This window comes from Mucilaginibacter gossypii (genome assembly GCF_900100945.1).
In the GTDB taxonomy this organism is placed as follows: domain Bacteria; phylum Bacteroidota; class Bacteroidia; order Sphingobacteriales; family Sphingobacteriaceae; genus Mucilaginibacter; species Mucilaginibacter gossypii.
Genome location: NZ_FNCG01000010.1, coordinates 139,649 through 156,563 on the forward strand (window position 1 = coordinate 139,649; position 16,915 = coordinate 156,563).

The 16,915-nt window shown below is 42.5% G+C and carries 19 protein-coding genes; 15 read left to right on the forward strand and 4 right to left on the reverse strand.

The features are described 5' to 3' along the window. Positions 1–28 precede the first annotated feature (28 nt). From BLS28_RS18330 to BLS28_RS18345, 4 genes are read right to left on the reverse strand one after another with little or no spacing between them, the layout of a single operon-like run. A complete protein-coding gene (locus BLS28_RS18330) occupies positions 29–1,087 on the reverse strand; it encodes an efflux RND transporter periplasmic adaptor subunit (protein WP_091170707.1) in 1,059 nt (352 codons plus the stop codon). Beyond that, entirely contained in the window at positions 1,077–2,429 is a 1,353-nt protein-coding gene (locus BLS28_RS18335) for a TolC family protein (RefSeq protein ID WP_091170710.1), read from the reverse strand. Before BLS28_RS18335 ends, BLS28_RS18330 begins: the two co-directional genes overlap by 11 nt. 43 nt (positions 2,430–2,472) lie before the next feature. Continuing rightward, positions 2,473–3,462 carry a hypothetical protein gene (locus tag BLS28_RS18340; protein ID WP_091170712.1) on the reverse strand — a complete coding sequence of 330 codons (990 nt, stop codon included), beginning with the start codon at positions 3,460–3,462 and terminating at the stop codon, positions 2,473–2,475. 2 nt (positions 3,463–3,464) lie between these two features. After that, positions 3,465–3,908, reverse strand: a complete 444-nt coding sequence (locus BLS28_RS18345) for a hypothetical protein (RefSeq protein WP_143020814.1) — start codon at positions 3,906–3,908, stop codon at positions 3,465–3,467. Positions 3,909–4,101: 193 nt separating this feature from the next. Here BLS28_RS18345 and BLS28_RS18355 point away from each other — a divergent pair, with 193 nt between their 5' ends. The 15 genes from BLS28_RS18355 to traK all read left to right on the forward strand — a co-directional run bounded on the left by BLS28_RS18355 (position 4,102) and on the right by traK (position 16,684). Then, positions 4,102–5,187 (forward strand): sensor histidine kinase, encoded by a 1,086-nt coding sequence (locus BLS28_RS18355; RefSeq protein WP_091170723.1) that lies wholly within the window; start codon positions 4,102–4,104, stop codon positions 5,185–5,187. Next, a complete protein-coding gene (locus BLS28_RS18360) occupies positions 5,184–5,897 on the forward strand; it encodes a LytR/AlgR family response regulator transcription factor (protein ID WP_091170726.1) in 714 nt (237 codons plus the stop codon). Before BLS28_RS18355 ends, BLS28_RS18360 begins: the two co-directional genes overlap by 4 nt. Before the next feature lie 87 nt (positions 5,898–5,984). Continuing rightward, complete coding sequence (locus tag BLS28_RS18365; RefSeq protein WP_091170729.1) at positions 5,985–6,563, forward strand: GNAT family N-acetyltransferase; 579 nt, start codon at positions 5,985–5,987, stop codon at positions 6,561–6,563. A 71-nt stretch (positions 6,564–6,634) separates the two neighbouring features. Continuing rightward, on the forward strand, positions 6,635–7,495 hold the full coding sequence (locus BLS28_RS18370) for a helix-turn-helix domain-containing protein (protein ID WP_256337478.1): 861 nt from the start codon (positions 6,635–6,637) through the stop codon (positions 7,493–7,495). A gap of 204 nt (positions 7,496–7,699) precedes the next feature. Continuing rightward, positions 7,700–8,584, forward strand: coding sequence for an RteC domain-containing protein (locus tag BLS28_RS18375; protein WP_091170736.1), 885 nt, complete (start codon positions 7,700–7,702; stop codon positions 8,582–8,584). A gap of 142 nt (positions 8,585–8,726) precedes the next feature. After that, complete coding sequence (locus BLS28_RS18380; protein WP_091170740.1) at positions 8,727–9,263, forward strand: hypothetical protein; 537 nt, start codon at positions 8,727–8,729, stop codon at positions 9,261–9,263. A gap of 123 nt (positions 9,264–9,386) precedes the next feature. Then, complete coding sequence (locus tag BLS28_RS18385; protein WP_091170979.1) at positions 9,387–9,665, forward strand: DUF4134 domain-containing protein; 279 nt, start codon at positions 9,387–9,389, stop codon at positions 9,663–9,665. Beyond that, a complete protein-coding gene (locus BLS28_RS18390) occupies positions 9,662–9,997 on the forward strand; it encodes a DUF4133 domain-containing protein (protein WP_091170743.1) in 336 nt (111 codons plus the stop codon). Before BLS28_RS18385 ends, BLS28_RS18390 begins: the two co-directional genes overlap by 4 nt. Continuing rightward, positions 9,981–12,446 (forward strand): TraG family conjugative transposon ATPase, encoded by a 2,466-nt coding sequence (locus tag BLS28_RS18395; protein WP_091170747.1) that lies wholly within the window; start codon positions 9,981–9,983, stop codon positions 12,444–12,446. The genes BLS28_RS18390 and BLS28_RS18395 overlap by 17 nt, the downstream gene beginning before the upstream one ends. 5 nt (positions 12,447–12,451) lie before the next feature. After that, positions 12,452–12,829 carry a hypothetical protein gene (locus BLS28_RS18400; protein ID WP_091170749.1) on the forward strand — a complete coding sequence of 126 codons (378 nt, stop codon included), beginning with the start codon at positions 12,452–12,454 and terminating at the stop codon, positions 12,827–12,829. An 84-nt stretch (positions 12,830–12,913) separates the two neighbouring features. Continuing rightward, a complete protein-coding gene (locus BLS28_RS18405; RefSeq protein WP_091170755.1) occupies positions 12,914–13,594 on the forward strand; it encodes a conjugal transfer protein TraI in 681 nt (226 codons plus the stop codon). After that, on the forward strand, positions 13,581–14,237 hold the full coding sequence (locus BLS28_RS18410; protein WP_091170758.1) for a hypothetical protein: 657 nt from the start codon (positions 13,581–13,583) through the stop codon (positions 14,235–14,237). The genes BLS28_RS18405 and BLS28_RS18410 overlap by 14 nt, the downstream gene beginning before the upstream one ends. Then, the gene (locus tag BLS28_RS18415) at positions 14,224–14,868 is read left to right on the forward strand and encodes a hypothetical protein (protein ID WP_091170760.1); all 645 of its coding nucleotides are present in this window, start codon (positions 14,224–14,226) and stop codon (positions 14,866–14,868) included. The genes BLS28_RS18410 and BLS28_RS18415 overlap by 14 nt, the downstream gene beginning before the upstream one ends. Further along, positions 14,865–16,055, forward strand: a complete 1,191-nt coding sequence (gene traJ, locus BLS28_RS18420; protein WP_091170765.1) for a conjugative transposon protein TraJ — start codon at positions 14,865–14,867, stop codon at positions 16,053–16,055. The genes BLS28_RS18415 and traJ overlap by 4 nt, the downstream gene beginning before the upstream one ends. Continuing rightward, on the forward strand, positions 16,055–16,684 hold the full coding sequence (gene traK / locus BLS28_RS18425; RefSeq protein WP_091170769.1) for a conjugative transposon protein TraK: 630 nt from the start codon (positions 16,055–16,057) through the stop codon (positions 16,682–16,684). Before traJ ends, traK begins: the two co-directional genes overlap by 1 nt. The last annotated feature ends 231 nt before the right edge of the window (positions 16,685–16,915 follow it).

Consider the following 16,915-nt stretch of genomic DNA (forward strand, 5'->3'; position numbering starts at 1 on the left):
TGGCTGGAATAACACATTTATTGAGAGCTTATTTAGAAACACTGACGGCAGTGCCATCTTTCAGATTGATTTGGCCGGACGTCACCACTTCGTCACCCTCGTTTAGTCCGCTGGTGACGACGACCTCACTACCCATTTCGGCACCAGTAGTGATTTTTTTAAGGCGGGCTACTCCATCTCTAACAACATACACTCCCACCATACTCTCGCTTTCCATTAATGCTTCCCGCGGAATGATAAGTAATTGTTGAGATGTCTTCCGCGAAAAATCAACACGGACAAAGGTTCCAGACCGCAAAAGGTTTTTCTGGGACTGATTGATCTGTATTTCCGTCATATAGTTATGTGCTTGGTCTCCCTGCGGACTGATAAATGTAACTCGCCCGTTGAAAACCTTACCCGGATAGACATCTGTAATTATTTTTACCTGCTGACCTTGAACGACCTGATAAACTTCTGCTTCGGTAAGATTAACTCTTACTTTCGCACTCGACAGGTCGACAATCGTCGTGATTTCCGCCCCTGCACTTACATAGACACCTTTTTCGACTGGTTTTGTAGCAATGATGCCGCTGATTGGAGCCCTAATCGATGCATCCGCCAACGCTTTCCTTGCCTGATTAGTTTGATTGACCGCATTTAGATAATCTTGATGAATGTTGTTAACTTGTTCTTGTGTTGCGGCTTTTCCCTGAAATAATTCGGTATAGGTGTCAAGGTCATTACGCAATTTTTTCATGCTGGTTTCCGCTTTTTCGAGTTCCAGTTGCTGTGTAAGGATATCGGTGATTGCAAGAACCTGTCCTTGACTAACCTGTTCTCCCAGGTTAAACCGTACCTGCGATAACGTACCTGACGTAACCGCGAGAGCTTTAGCTTCCTTAAACGAGGTCAGATTACCGGTCTTAACTATATTGATCTGCATCGTCTGCTTCTCAATATGTGCGACCCTTACCGGAATGCGGATAGCGACGACCTTAGCCGGTCGTTCCTTTTCGTCAATTTGTTTTTTATTGGAATGTAACCGTATAGCGATCAAAGCAACAATGCTGATCACAACAAGCAAAAGGATATATTTATTTTTCATGTGCTGCAGGTAAGCCTGTGTAAAATGATTTTAAAGTGCCGCCGGCATTCTCCAACTCAATGCGGGATTGGAAAAGTGTATAAAGCCCATTGAGATAATTATTCTGCGCTTCTTTCAGAGAATTCTGGGCATTAAGCCAGTCTGTGAGGTCTGTCGTACCTTTTTGATATTGAAGATTGGTCGTATTGAACACGGATTTTGCAAGCTCGATATTACGCTGGCTGTTTTCTACATTACTTTGTTCTTTCAATAGTTTTGTACGCGCATTTGCAAACCCCAGCCGGTATTTATCCTCATCAATCTTCAGGTTTTCCTTGGCATTAAGGCTTTTATAAGCGGCCTGTTTGTATTGTGCGCTGCGTTTAAAAAAATCAAATAAGGGAATGGTCAATTTTAGCCCGATTGCTGAATATGGTGAGAGGGTGTTATAGGCAGGGCCGAGTTGGTCGCCAAACCCTACAGCGCCATACTGCGCATAAGCCGTAAGTTTTGGTAATGCCCCAGCTTTTATCCGCTGTTGGTCAATTTCCAGTAATTGGAGATTGATTTGCGATAATCGATAATCTGTACGGTTAACTGCCGAGAAGCTGCTGTTTTCTGTCAGCAATGGAGCAATATTCTGAAATACATTGGCACCAGTGCTATCGACAGCGAAGTTGCTGTCCATTGGATAGCCCATTTCGTATTTTAACTGGTTATTAGCCAGATCGAGATTGCTTTCTGCCACAGCTATTTGCGACCGTGTGTTATTATAGTCTACAGTTACTTTATCCAGGTCCTTTTGTAGTCTCACGCCTTTTTTAACCTGAAATCCGGTTAACTCCATTTGCCGGTTATAGGTATTCAGATTATCATGCAGCATACCCAGTTGCTCTCTGTAAATAAATACCTGCGCATAGGCATTGCTGATATTGTAAATGATCGTTTCATCATTTTTTTGCTGGTTCAGATTTGCCTGCTGCCTGTTGTATTTATTTGCTTTCAGTCCAGTCAGCAATGATTGATCATAAAGGGTTTGATCAAGTCTTGCCACCTGGTTCGCATTAAATTTCTTAGTAAAGGCTACTCGAATATCCTTAGGGCCGAAGATACCCGCAGGAATAACCGTTTCCTGCACCATTAGATTGTTGTCGAGTGTACTGGTGATACCTATGCTGGGCAGATAAGCTGCCAATGCTTCTTTTGCCTTTGCATCGGCGATTAGCTTTTCGTTGGCATAAACAGCGTTACTACGGTTGTTCTTTAACCCATATTCAATACAGGTCTTCAGATCCCAGTTTGACTGGGCCGCAGTCTTAAGCGGCCAAGCCAAAACCAGGAGCCATAAAATTTTATAATTCATTGTGCAGTAAGAATTGAAAAAGCGAAGTGACCGAGCCCTTCAACTATTGTTTTTTTCGTGCAAAAGGATTGAATGAAATACCAATGTTAAAATAGGCTGATGGTTTGACGCTGGCTTCCCAGACAGGGTCGCGGTAAGATCCGTTTCTGTCGAAAGTCCGTGGCGATAAACTGGTCTTTAACCCTCCTTTGAGCGTCAGGATAAAATAGTTATAAAGCAGGTGCTCATAGACAATACCATTATTAAGGTCCACTTGGTTGAACTCAAATGTTTTTCCGCTCTTATCCAAGTTGTACAGGTAAAAGCTGGTCCGGTCAAATTCCGAGCCGATAGAGACCCTCCCTCTCTGAAATACTTGTTTACGAAGAAAGATACTTTTTGGCAATGTGACATCAATAACTAGGTTGTTATCGAAATGATGTTCATAGGTGAAGATTGGTAATGCGGGTAATTGAGAACTTGGGTCGATGTTGACTACAAAGCCAACCGACATTTTGGTTTGTGCATCTGCTTTAAGCATCAGTGTGCCACCGAACAATCCCCGAAAGCGTTCAAACTTTCGATCACTGGCATCCATGCTTGCACTGCCTATTAGCACGGCAGTCTTTCCGAATAACCGGGTTATACGGGTAACATTCAGCGCACCCTGAAAATACTGAAAATTACCATTTAACATGCTGGGCGTTGCGGCCAGTGGCTCATTTAAAGCGCCATCAATCGAGGTCATCCGATAATTCAGTTGGGTTCCGATGATCCAACTGTTCGTTTTTATAAAATTAATGTTGGCGTCCGCCTTGAATTGTGTCCATTTGGTAGTTCGTCCATCCGGCAGTTTAGTACCATCTTGTAGCTTGGAAGTGAAATTATAGGGGCCGGAACCTACAAACTCAAAATTCAAAGTCCGTGCTTCCGCGAATTTATTGGCTGCTGCTGCGATTATTTTTCTGGCAACACTATCTTGGGTTTGGCCAAAAGCTTTGTTGGTGAGTACTAAGGTAGAAATGGCTATTAAAAATTTGCTCGTGATATTCATAATTATTGGATAATCTGTATGCTTGATTCTGAAAAGTCAAAAAGGAGAATGCGGTCAAAAATGGCAAGTACGTCCTGGCGTGTAACCAGTTCTATTAATTGAGGATTGAAGCCCCATGAGTGTTTCCCTACAACAACGAGCCATAATTCGGTTATATCGTCGCAGTCTGGATTTGGGTACACCATAACATTATCTTCGCATTGCGTAGAACTCCAATGGAAAGGCGGCTGGAGATCACAGAAAGCTATACCAATTTTAACTCCTGCATCCTCCATCACATATACTGGGTGCTGGTTCCAATCCGCGATACGCATAGAAGGGCAATAACACTGAACAAAGTGAGCTAAATAAGCCAATTCAGTAAAGTTTCCGCGCAGGCAAACATCCGACACCATCAATGTAGATGACAGTTCTGTTTCCAGTCTTCGGTAGTTTCTTTGATCCATTCCCGTTATCATTTTGATCAAAGAACGTCACTAAAGCAAAAGTGAAATCCGTTTTTATACGAACCCCGTGGCATTTTATACAAAAAGCCAATTTCGCTTCCGATTTTGTATAAGAAAGAAGTGCTTTTGTATAATAATATCCTCTTAGCCTACGTATTATCCTACTTTTGTTGTTGTATAATAACATCTGACATTGAACCAGCCAACTGAAACATTTAAACAAGATAAAGGTATCGACCTGTTGATCGGTGAGCGGTTTCGTCCGTTGCGACATGCAGTATTCCTGCTTGCCTTATTCCTGCTTTTTTTTGCGACCAAGCTTCAGGATATTCCGAGTACTATTAAATATGGTCACCTTATTGTCTTTTATTTCGGCTTTGTAGCTATGTTTTACTTTAACATGTATGTACTGGTTCCCAGATTTCTATTCAAAACGCAGTATTTCAAATATTTTCTTCTATTAGTACTCATTGTCGTTTCAACATTGGAATCTCTTTCATTTATAGTGGAGCACTATTTATCAATCTTAGGCCCTGATGGCAAACATGAAATCGAGCAAAACCAAGATGATCGCATAGGGCCCTACGTAGGCAACTTCTTAGCTATCACGCTTATATTATTGAGCACGACTTTCAAGCTTTTCGTCAGGTGGATGAAGGACAAGGAAAGAATAAATGAGCTTAACAACTTAACGCTTCGCATGGAGCTTAATGAGTTGCGTAACCAGATTAATCCGCACTTTTTATTTAACATGCTGAATAACGTAAAGGCGCTGATTCGTATTGACGCAGAAAAAGCTACCGTGGTCATTATGAAGCTGTCAGAGTTTTTGCGGTACCAGTTATACGAGAATAATGAAGGCAAAACCAGCCTGCATTCTGAGTTGCAATTTTTATCTAACCTGGCGGAGCTTGAAAAAATCCGTCGGGACAACCTCACATTCACCATGAATGCAGAAATTCCTAAGGATAGATTAAGCCATATTTTATTGCCCCCCAATCTTTTTACTACTTTTTTGGAAAATGCGATTAAGTATAGTGTAGATATCAACGGAAAGCCCGAAACTATAGAAATTTATCTATCTGTTAAAGATCAGACCCTATGTTTCAAGTGTTGTAATTCCAAAGGTGTAGACATCTGGCCAACAGATGCAAAAAGTAATGGATTGGGCTTGGCCAACATTCAGAGGAGGCTCGAATTGCTTTACGCAGATCTTTTTAAGCTTGATATATCTTCAACGCCAACAGCTTTTTCTGTAAATCTAATAATACCTATATGAATTGTATCATAATAGACGATGAGCCACTTGCAAGGGCAGAAATGGAATCGCTGATTAAAGAGGTGTCGTCCCTTGAAATACTCAAGCAGTTTTCTAACGCTTTTTCAGCCCTGGAGTATCTCAAAGAAAATGATGTCGATTTGCTGTTTGTAGATATTCAAATGCCAGGCCTCAACGGTATAGACTTCGCCGCGAGTGTTCCCAAAAAATCACTGACTATATTTACGACAGCATATCCACAATACGCACTAAAAAGCTATGAACTGGATGCAATAGATTATGTATTAAAGCCTATTGAAAAGTCACGACTAAAGAAGGCAATCAATAAGGCTGAGCTTTTTAAAAAATTACTTTCCAACGAAACGGTGAAAAGTACTATAGAAGAGGGTACTGGTGATTTTCTTTTTATTAAATCCGAACGTAGGGTTCATAAAGTATATTTTGATGAGCTATTATATGTTGAGGGATTGAAGGATTACGTCGTGATCTTTACAGAGTCTCAAAAGCTCATAACTGCAATGAATTTAAAGAATATGCATCAGCGGCTTCCAATAGGACGTTATATCCGTGTTAGTAAGTCTTTCGTCGTGAATATAAGTCGTGTAACTTCATTTGATAATCATGCAGTTTATATAGGTGATAAAGAAGTTCCCTTGGGAGAAACTTTCAGGGAAGAGTTTATAAAAGTTTATACCGGTAATTCAATGTGATCGTATTGATTATTTAAAAAGTATTGAATATAAGTTATCAATCAGATCATGTAAAATAATTCATGTTTTGTACCTAAATCTTCAACTATGAAAAAAGCCGAAGCAGCTGACAAAGCTCTGATTATAGAAATTTTAAGCCGATCATTTGAAAACAACCAAAGCGTTAATTATATAGTAAAGCAAGATTCAAGTCGGATAAATGCAATAAGAGCACTCATGGATTATTCATTTGAGATGTGTTCACTTTTCGGTGATGTATGGTTATCTGATAACCATCAAGCTTGCGCGCTCGTCCTTTATCCCCAAAACAAGCGCGCTACATTTAAAGCTATCCTACTTGATGTGAAGTTGATCATAAAGGCCATAGGCTTATTAGGTATTAAGAAAACACTTAACCGTGAAAGTAAAATCAAAGCCAAACAACCAAAAGAACCCATGGCCTACCTTTGGTTCATCGGCGTTGAACCCAACCAACAGCATAAGGGACTTGGGAGCAAATTATTGCAGGAAATAACGAACGATGCCACAGCAAAACAGTTACCCGTATATCTTGAAACATCGACTATAAAGAACTTGCCCTGGTATGAACGTTTTGGATTCATAGTTTATAGTCGTCTGGAACTAAGCTATAATCTTTTTTTTCTTAAACGCGAGGCCGACATTTAATTTTTATCATGTTAGTATTCGGCACGCAGGTACACATCGTTACCTTTATTTTTATTTTACTGGAAGCGAGTATGTTGGTTTTTCAGGCCGCCCTTTATTTTTTGCGGCCCCAAGAACTCAACCGGTTATTATATCTGCTACTGCTTTTTTTGATGCTATTTTACAATATCACTGGTGGCCTGTTCCCGGACCCGTCAATTAAAATGATTCCGGTTAACATACAGGAAATGATCGCCTATGGTAGTGGTTTTTTAATGGCTTCTTATTTTCCCTATTACTTTTACCAGGCGTTTAATTTAAAACAATTGCGCTGGCATGCATTATACGGAGTCCCCCTGTTTCTCTTCCTACCTTACCTCATTTTCTTTGTGATCGTTTATTCGATTAATGGTAATCTCAATGTGGATATCCGTTATGGCATGATCGTTCCATTTGCCTATGCACTTGTTTTGTTATGGGTTATGTTCAAGGCAATTCATTATCAAAACCGTGAGTTAAAAAATAAGAAGCAATATCTCGATGAACTATTCATGTACCTAGCTGTCAGCCCCTGGGCTGCACTGGCTTTCTTTGGATTAGTCGAGGAAAGCCAGTTATTCGAGGTATTGTGTACAAACACGGGTATTGTTGCTATTACCTTTATTTATTTCCGTAAAATGATTAGCCATGAACATGATGAACATAGGGCTTTTCAAGAAGCCGTTTTAAAACTACGTAACCGGCAGGATGATTTTGAACAACAAGCCAAATCATACGGTTATTCACGGCGCGAAACTGAAATTGTGTTATTACTCTGTCAAGGCTTGACCTATAAAGCCATTGGCGATCGGCTATTTATTTCTGAAAATACGGTTGATAACACCGTACAAAAAATTTATTCAAAGACCGGTGTCAAAAGCAAGTTGGAGCTGATAAGGAAGCTCGGGTTTTGACCTTACCATTGCATAGTGACATCACCCTATCCTTAAAAAAGGGGTTTCTGCACTATTCCTGAATTTATTACCTCGTTTCATATTTGCATTAATCATTGGTTAAAAAATCAAACGATACAGATAATCCCCCTACATGATATTCTGCCGGAGTAATAGTTGTCGCCAGTAAACAGGCTAAGGCAGAGCTTTCTTAATAATTTACTTATGATACAGGAAATTAGCACTCGGCTACTCCGCCAGTTAGAAGATGATCTGGAAAAAGCCTATTTCCAGACAAAAGACCCATTTCAGCGTTGGACGACCTCATTAAAGCTCATCCGCGACGCACTGAAAAAACTCAAAGTCCATTTTGACGATCATCCCTTTAAAGACAAAACAGAGGAAATCCCTTTCTTTAAACACATCAAGCCTGCTTTTTATCATTGGAATATTTACTACACAGAACTCTATGAGATCGAAAGTCATCTGCCCAAAGGCGATGTATCTAAACAGATCGATTTTCTGGAACTAGAACTGCTATATATTGCCAGATTTTTTCGGCAATACGCGTTCATTTACCAATATTATAAACTCAATGCCGACGAACTGGATAACATCTATTTTATCCGAGGGGCCGAATCTCAAAATATTTTGCTGCCGAACGTCCCTGATCTCGACCCGGAGTTTTCCACGAGTTGTGATTACCTCTTCTCTAAATTCAAGGCTTATGAAAGCCTGCGGGACTGGCTAATTGAAAAGATCATGATGCTCAGGAAGAATCCGGCTATCCCTTTTGAACCGGGTTCTGAAGCCGGTGAGTTGCACTGGACAGGAGATACGATCAACTTAGCCGAGATCGGCATCGGTATTCACCAAACGGTGCAGGTGAACAATGGCTCCGCCAGCATTGCCGACATCTTTCGGGCGTTGGAAGAAATTTTTCACGTCAATCTTGGCATTCCATCAAAACGGGTTTCTGAATTGCGACGCCGGAAGCGGCTCGACCGTACCCAATATATCGGAGAAATGCGTGATAGCATTGAGCGCAAGTTCGACAAGGAGAACGAATATGATCCTAACAAGGGAAATAAAGGGAAAATTCGTGATTAGATAAATTTATAAATAATTAATAATCAGAGATGTGCTAATATTTCAGCGGTATACCTGAATGACCCACTTAAGTTTTTGGTAGCGATGAAATTTTGCTTTTGAAAATCCGGCGCAATGTCGCGCCGGACAAAAGCGAAATATTATGGTATTCAAATCATTCACATGGCAGGAGTTTTTGATCACTGCCTTAGTGCTTGCAAGCATTTGGTATTTCATCGTCTTACCGCTGCTTTACCGGTACCAGTTAAAAAATTGGTTAGGTAGTCGGAAAGGTAAGCCTGATTTAAGGCCAGTTATGCGTGAGTGGCACGAAGAGCTCGATGATGAGCCGGGACTGGAAGAGGATGAGGGGGTGATCGGCAAATCTAAGTTGCCTGAAGGCATGTCCAGGCTGGATATGAATATGTTCGGCTTTGTACAAGATGTGCATGAAGAAGTTGACGGCCGTGAATTGCAACAAAGCTTGGTGCCCGATGTGATTGAGGAATTGAAAAGAATCTTTCATATTCTCGAAAGAGAGCAAGGTGGTAAAGATGATTTCATCTCCTTGTTCGAGCTGGTTAAAGCAAAGTATACCGCCATCCGTGATACACCTAGTGAGCGGGCATTGAATGAGTACATCCGTGACAACGCCCTGTTTCCCATATCGGACGAAGAGTTAACTAACCTCTGGAAATAACCCTCTGATTATTTAAACATGAAATCATTATTTAAAATAGCATTTCAAAATGTCTGCGCCTGGATCGCAACATATCGCTCATTACCTGTTGAAAAGAAACGCATTGCACTGACCAAGACACTAATGTTTTTGGTCGGTTGGTTGACGATCAACTATTGTTTTGCGCAGGACGGCAACTCCGGTATTAATTCAGCAACCACCCAAGTCAAAGGCTATTTCGATAGTGGCTGTAATTTGATGTACGCTATCGGTGCCGTGGTCGGTATTATTGGGGCAATCAAGGTGTTCAACAAATGGAATGCTGGTGAGCCCGATACGAACAAGGTAGCTGCCGCCTGGTTCGGGTCCTGCGTATTCTTGGTGGTGGTAGCAACTGTACTTAAATCATTCTTTGGGCTATGAGTATCTACCGGATCAACAAAGGCGTATCAAAACCAATTGTATTTCGCGGGTTGAAAGCACAGTACATCGCTTATCTGGCTATTGGTTTAGTCGGGTTGCTGATCAGCTTTGCCGTTCTATATATATGTGGCGTAAGCCTTTGGATTATCCTGCTGCTAATATTGGGTTTAGGCAGCGGCTTATTTGTTTCGGTGTTTCGCCTCAGCCACAGGTTTGGTGAACATGGACTAACCAAATATTTTGCAAAAAAACAGCTACCGGAGTTCATCCAATACCGTTCCAGGAAACTATTTATCAATCTTAATTCAAATAAACATGGAAATCACCCTTGAAAAAATACTGCCATTGAGCAAGGTGGAAAATGGCGCGATCTTGTCGGCACATGGTGATATCTCTATTGGTTACGAGATTGACTTGCCGGAAATATTTACGCTGTCGGATCGAGACTATGAAGTATATCACCAGGCTTGGGTAAAGGCAATCCGTTTATTGCCGGTCGGTTCTATTTTTCATAAACAAGATTGGTGGCTGGAAAGTAGTTTTAATGCAGATTTTGAAAAGGCTGGCAATAGCTTTCTTTCACGAGCCAGCGAACGTTTCTTTAATGAGCGGGAATGCCTCGAACACCGCTGCTACATCTTTTTAACACAAAAACCAAAGGATCGCAAACTGGCCTCATCGGCCTACAGCAACGTGTTGCGCAAAAGCATTGTACCACAACAAACAGTTAACCCGATTTTATTTAAAGATTTTTTAGATAGTGCCGGACAATTCGAGCGGGTACTTTCGGATAGCGGTTATGTAAAATTGATTCGTCTGTCTGATGATGAATTAGCAGGAAGCCAAGGGCAGGCTGGTGTCATAGAACGCTACCTGATGTTGCAAGGTAAGGAGGAACCACCTTTAGTGCAGGATATTTATATCAAGGATGAACTTAAGATTGGTAACAATCATTGCGAACTGTATACGCTTTCCGATGTGGAAGATTTGCCGCCTTTATGCGGCAGCCGCATAAACTATGATAAATACTCAACTGACCGTACGAAATTCAGTATCGGTTTTGCTTCGCCGCTGGGAAGCCTATTGGCTTGTAACCACATTTTGAATCAATACCTTTTTATTGAAGACGGACAAAAGACAATTAAACGTTTAGAAGCCAAGAAGCTACGTCTGCAATCCCTTTCAGGCTATAGCCGAGAAAATGCTATTAGCCGAGATGCTGTCAATGATTTTCTTAACGAGGCTATCGCGGAGCAGCGTTTACCAATCAAGGCACATTTTAACGTATTGGCCTGGTCAAATGATATGGCAAAAGTACGCGAGCTGAAAAATTTGGTGGGTTCGGCAATGGCACAAATGGATGCCACGGCAAAACAGGAAACCGCTGGCGCAGCGCAGATTTGGTTTGCCGGAATGCCGGGAAATGAGGCCGATTTTCCAATGAATGATACGTTCGACACGTTCATCGAGCAGGCGGCTTGCTTTTTTAATATGGAAAGCAATTACCGCGACAGTATCAGCCCCTTTGGTATCCGTTTAGGTGACCGCTTAACAGGTAAGCCGGTGCATGTAGATATTTCAGACGAGCCGATGAGGCTGGGTTTTACTACCAATCGTAACAAATTCATCTTAGGCCCTTCTGGTTCAGGGAAATCATTTTTTACTAATCACCTGGTTCGCTCTTACTATGAACAGGGCGCGCACGTAGTGTTGGTCGATGTTGGCCATAGCTACAAGGGCTTATGCGAACTCGTAGACGGTTACTACTTCACTTATTCGGACGCATCACCGATCAGTTTTAACCCGTTCTACCTGACCGATGACGATGTGCTGGATACCGAAAAGAAAGAGAGTATCAAGACATTGCTTTTAGCTCTCTGGAAAAAGGATGATGAGCATTTTAAACGTTCGGAATATGTGGCGCTATCGAATGCGTTGACCGGCTATTTCGATCATCTTTCTTTGCACCCCGACATCTTTCCCTGCTTTAATACTTTCTACGAATACTTGATGGAAGTGTACCTACAAGTACTGGAAGACGGTAAGGTAAAGGAAAAAGATTTCGATGTGGCCAATTTCCTGTACGTGCTCAATCCTTACTACCGGGGCGGTGAATTTGATTATCTATTGAACGCTACCGAAAACCTTGACCTGCTGCACGAACGATTTATTGTCTTTGAAATTGATGCTATCAAGGACCACCCGATCTTGTTTCCGGTAGTGACGCTCATCTTAATGGAAATGTTTATCAGCAAGATGCGTAAGCTCAAGGGTATTCGTAAACTGTTGCTGATCGAGGAATGCTGGAAAGCGATTGCCAAAGACGGGATGGCCGAATACATTAAATATTTGTTCAAAACGGTTCGTAAATTCTTTGGCGAGGCTATCGTGGTTACGCAGGAAGTGGAGGACATCATCTCATCGCCCATCGTTAAGCAGGCCATTATCAATAACTCCGATTGCAAGATATTGCTCGATCAGAGTAAGTACCAGAACAAATTCGATGCGATACAGGAGTTGTTGGGTCTGACCGAAAAGGAAAAAGCGCAAATACTCTCGATGAACCGGGCCAATGACCCGAAACGGAAATATAAAGAGGTTTTTATCAGTTTGGGCGGCCAGTACTCCAAAGTTTACCGAACCGAGGTGAGCCTGATGGAATACCTGGCCTATACCACCGAAGAGACCGAAAAGGTAAAAGTTCAGCAATACGCGAAAAAGTATGGCAGCATTCAAAAAGGTATCGCGATGCTGGCTATTGAGTTAACCACTAAAAATTAACTAAAATGAAGCAGTATTTCAAATTTTTCATGTTATGCGGCATAGCTTTTATAGCGGCCTGTCATAGTAAGAGTGCAAAAGTTCAATTATTCATCGATGGGATTTATGTCAACCATGCACAGAGTGAATATAGTATTGCAGATGATACACTGGTGTTCACCCATACGGATAATCAGCATTACCTCATCAAACGCAATACTGGCTACCAAGCCATTCGGAACGGTAAGCTGTTATCTAAAAAGCATAAACTTGAAAAGGTCGAGGGCGATTATGATAGTGCTACGGAACTACTCAACGAGACGAATACAGGACGAGTGTTCCGCTTTGACCCGGATAAGGGTATTTTAATGCTGAAACAGGCCGTTTATCGCAAGATCAACTAACAGAATTATTCATCACACAAAAATATTGAGGTGCCGCATCAAGTGGCGCTAAAGGAGGTTATTGTGTCCAAGCTTTTAAAATTTATGAAAACCTATATGGTGATTCTGCCGCTCTCTTCAGCTACCATACTGGTCTCTCTGCCTCAAGGTGCCGATGCGCAATTTGTTGTCGGCTCGGTCATTTCTTCGACCGTGGGCAGGGTGATCAGGGCCATAGACCTGGAAGTGCAGCGATTGCAAAATCAAACGATCTGGCTCCAAAATGCACAAAAGGCGTTGGAAAACCAGTTATCCAAACTGAAGCTAGCGGAAATATCCGACCAGACCCAAAAACAAAAAGATCTTTTTGATAACTATTACAAGGAGCTGCAAACGGTCAAATCGGTGATTGCCTACTACGAGCGCGTCAAGGATATGACGGAAAAGCAGGCTGCATTGGTGAGCCAGTACAACCACGCCTGGAATCTGCTTAAAACAGATTCCCATTTTTCAGCGGATGAGCTTTCCTATATGCAAAAGGTGTACTCCGGCATACTGGAGGAGAGCGTTAAAAACCTGGATGAGATATTGGTGGTTATCAACTCTTTTAAAACGCAGATGACCGATGCCAAGCGGCTGCAACTGATCGACAAGGCTGCAGACCGGGTGGATACGAATTGCATCGACCTCAAAACGTTCAACAATCAGAACTACACGCTTAGTATACAGCGAGCTAATAGCGAGAACGAGGTATTTACTTTAAAGAAGTATTATGGCATCGATTAACCGAAAAATATTAAGTGGTTGGCTGATCTGCTTTAGTTTTTGTGCTTTTAGCTTTCACGATGCTAACGCGCAAACTTTTGCCGAATGGTTTCAGCAAAAGAAAACGCAGATCAAATACCTGACCGAACAGATCGCGGCGCTTGAGCAATATAGTAGTTATGTGAAGCAAGGCTACCGAATCGCGCAGAGCGGTTGGGGCGGCGTCAGCAATTGGCTGAAAGGTGAATTTAATTTGCATTCAACCTATTATAATTCGCTAAGAACGGTTAACCTGGTCATTAAAAATGATCCGAAGGCAGACAGCATCATTACTTATGCTCAACGTATTCCGCTGCAATTTGACCTCATGGATAGCTTATCCGCAATAGATGATGATACCCGGAACTATATCGGCAAAGTAAAAGCGGCGGTATTGCTTGAAACTGACAAAGACTTATCCGAATTGCAATTGGTGATGACCGACGGCAAACTGGAGATGAGCGATGATGAGCGTATCGAACGGTTAGATGGTATTTATCAGCGTGTCCGGGATAAGTTGGGATTTAGCATGGCCTTTTGCAATGGCGCGCGTATGCTCATTATCCAGCGCAATAACTCATTGAATGATTTAAACACTTTAAGGCGCCTATATGAAATTAATTAAAAAACTCATTGGGCTGGTTTGCTTCCTACTTTGCGCTTTCAGCTTTAGGCATGCCGCCGCCCAGGTGTCTACAGGGCAGGATATGCAACAATTGCTATATGACATTGAGAAGCTGACACAGTTCAAGGCCATTCTATCCGATATGCAGCAGGGCTATAGTATACTGACCCAAGGCTATCAGCAGGTAAAAAGTTTAGCCCAAGGTAATTTCAACCTGCATTCGGTATTTCTCAATGGCTTATTAGCAGTCAATCCCGAAGTAGCTAAATATGCGCGTGTGGCAGATATTATTACTGATGAGGCCAGCATTATTACCGAGTACAAAAAGGCTTATTGGCAATTTCAGAACAGCGGCGGATTTAATGCCGATGAACTGGCTTATCTGTCGCGGGTCTATGCGCAGCTCACGAATGCAGCACTAAATGATGTGAACGAACTGGCCAACATCATCACCGCCTCGAAATTACGCATGAGTGATGATGAAAGACTGTCGGCCATCGACCGTATCTACGCGGCAAGCAGTGATAAATTGAGCTTCCTAAGAGATTTTAATCGGCGCACAAATGTGCTGTTGCTGCAAAGGCAAGCCGAACAAAATGAGGTCAATAACTTAAAATCCCTCTACCCATGAAAAAGTACATCTATATCAGTGGGGCGGCTATGGTATTACTATTGCTACCCGCTTTAAGCCAAGCACAGGATATCACCACCAGTTTGAATGGGATGCAGCCGGTATTGAATAAGGTTTATGACCAGATGATACCGCTGTGCAGTAACCTGATCGATGCGGGCCGTGGTATCGCTGGTTTTGCTGCATTATGGTGTATAGCTTCCCGAGTTTGGAAACAAATCGCGCGTGCCGAAGCAATTGACTTTTATCCACTATTGCGCCCGTTCGCTCTGGGTATGGCTATTCTAATGTTTCCGGCAGTTATAGCACTCATGAACGGCATTATGCAGCCCATTGTTTCTGCGACTGGCGCAATGGTGACCAATTCGGACAACAGCATCGCATTGCTGCTCAAACAAAAGGAAGATGCCATCAAGCATAGTTCCAGTTATCAAATGTATATCGGCGATGACGGGAACGGCGACCGGCAGACCTGGTACAAATACACGCATCCCGATGATCCAAATGATCAGAACGAGGGTACTTTCTCCGGTTTAGGCAATGATGTGAAATTCTGGATGGATAAACAGGCCTATAACTTTAAGAACAATATCAAGCAATGGATGTCAGAAGTCTTACAGGTATTGTATGCGGCGGCGATTCTTTGTATCAATGTGATTCGGACGTTTTACCTGATTGTGTTGGCAATACTCGGCCCACTGGTATTTGGCTTTGCCGTTTTCGACGGCTTGCAGCACACGCTGACACAATGGATCGCCAGGTACATCAATATCTTTTTATGGCTGCCGATTGCGAACATCTTCGGCTCGATCATCGGGCAGGTGCAGCAAGAAATGATCAAGCTGGACATTTCGCAAATTCAAAGTTCAGGCGATACTTTCTTTAGTCAGGCCGATTTAGCTTATCTCATATTTCTCTGCATTGGTATTGTCGGGTACTTCTCCGTGCCGAGTGTCGCCAATTACGTGATCCATGCACATGGCGGAAATGGATTACTCAATAATGTCACCCGGCTAACACAAAGCGTCACCACTACCACAGTTAATGCCGGTGTCACTGGCGCGGGTATAGCGGGTGAGCGTTTTGAGCAGGCCCGCAGCAATATCCTGAATGCACCCGCTGATTTTATGGAGGGTTACCGGGGGAGCGGAAGCAATCATCAAAAAAATAAACTGGAGGGTAAGTGATGGCGTTTACACATTTCAAAAATATAGACACGGCTTTTAAACATGTGAGGCTGTTCAGCTTTTTGCTGATCGCAGCGAATGTGCTGATCTGCGGGTTCTGCATTTATAAAAGTTATGATATAGTTGACCGTGCGCAGAACCGGGTACACATCCTGTATAACGGCAAGGTACTGGCAGCTTTTGCCTCGGGTCGGAAAACCAATTTGCCAGTGGAGCTACGCGATCATATCAAAACCTTTCACGAGGACTTCTTTACGCTGGTACCGGATGATAAGCAGATCGCGGTGAACATCGATCAGGCACTTTACCTGGCAGATAACAGCGCAAAGACAGCTTATGATAACTTGAAGGAGGCCGGTTATTTCAATAACCTGGTTTCGGCCAATATCAATCAGCAGATCAAAGTAGACAGCATTCAGCTCGATCTCAATCATTATCCCTACGGATTTACCTGTTACGCTACAGAGAAACTGGTCAGGAGTACTTCGACGACGACCCGCAGGCTGATTACACAGGGTAAGGTCAGCGATCTGAAAACGGAGACGGATAATAATCCGCACGGCTTCCTGATCCAGCAGTGGCAAATCCTGCAAAACAATGATGAACAGGTTAAAGCAAATCAGCCATGAGGTTATTTAAAAGAAGAATTAACCACGACAGTCAGCCTGCGGAATGGTTGGTAGACCTACGGAGTGGTTTGGATAAACGGCAGCGAAAAATGGCGAAATTCTTAGGGCGCCGAACACAATACTGGAACCGGAGTTCCTGGCTGACTGCGCTGGCGCTGTTTATCCTACTCTTCGGCGGTTGCTGTCTGCTCTTGTGTATTAAAGCATTCATTCATTTCTAACAAACGACAT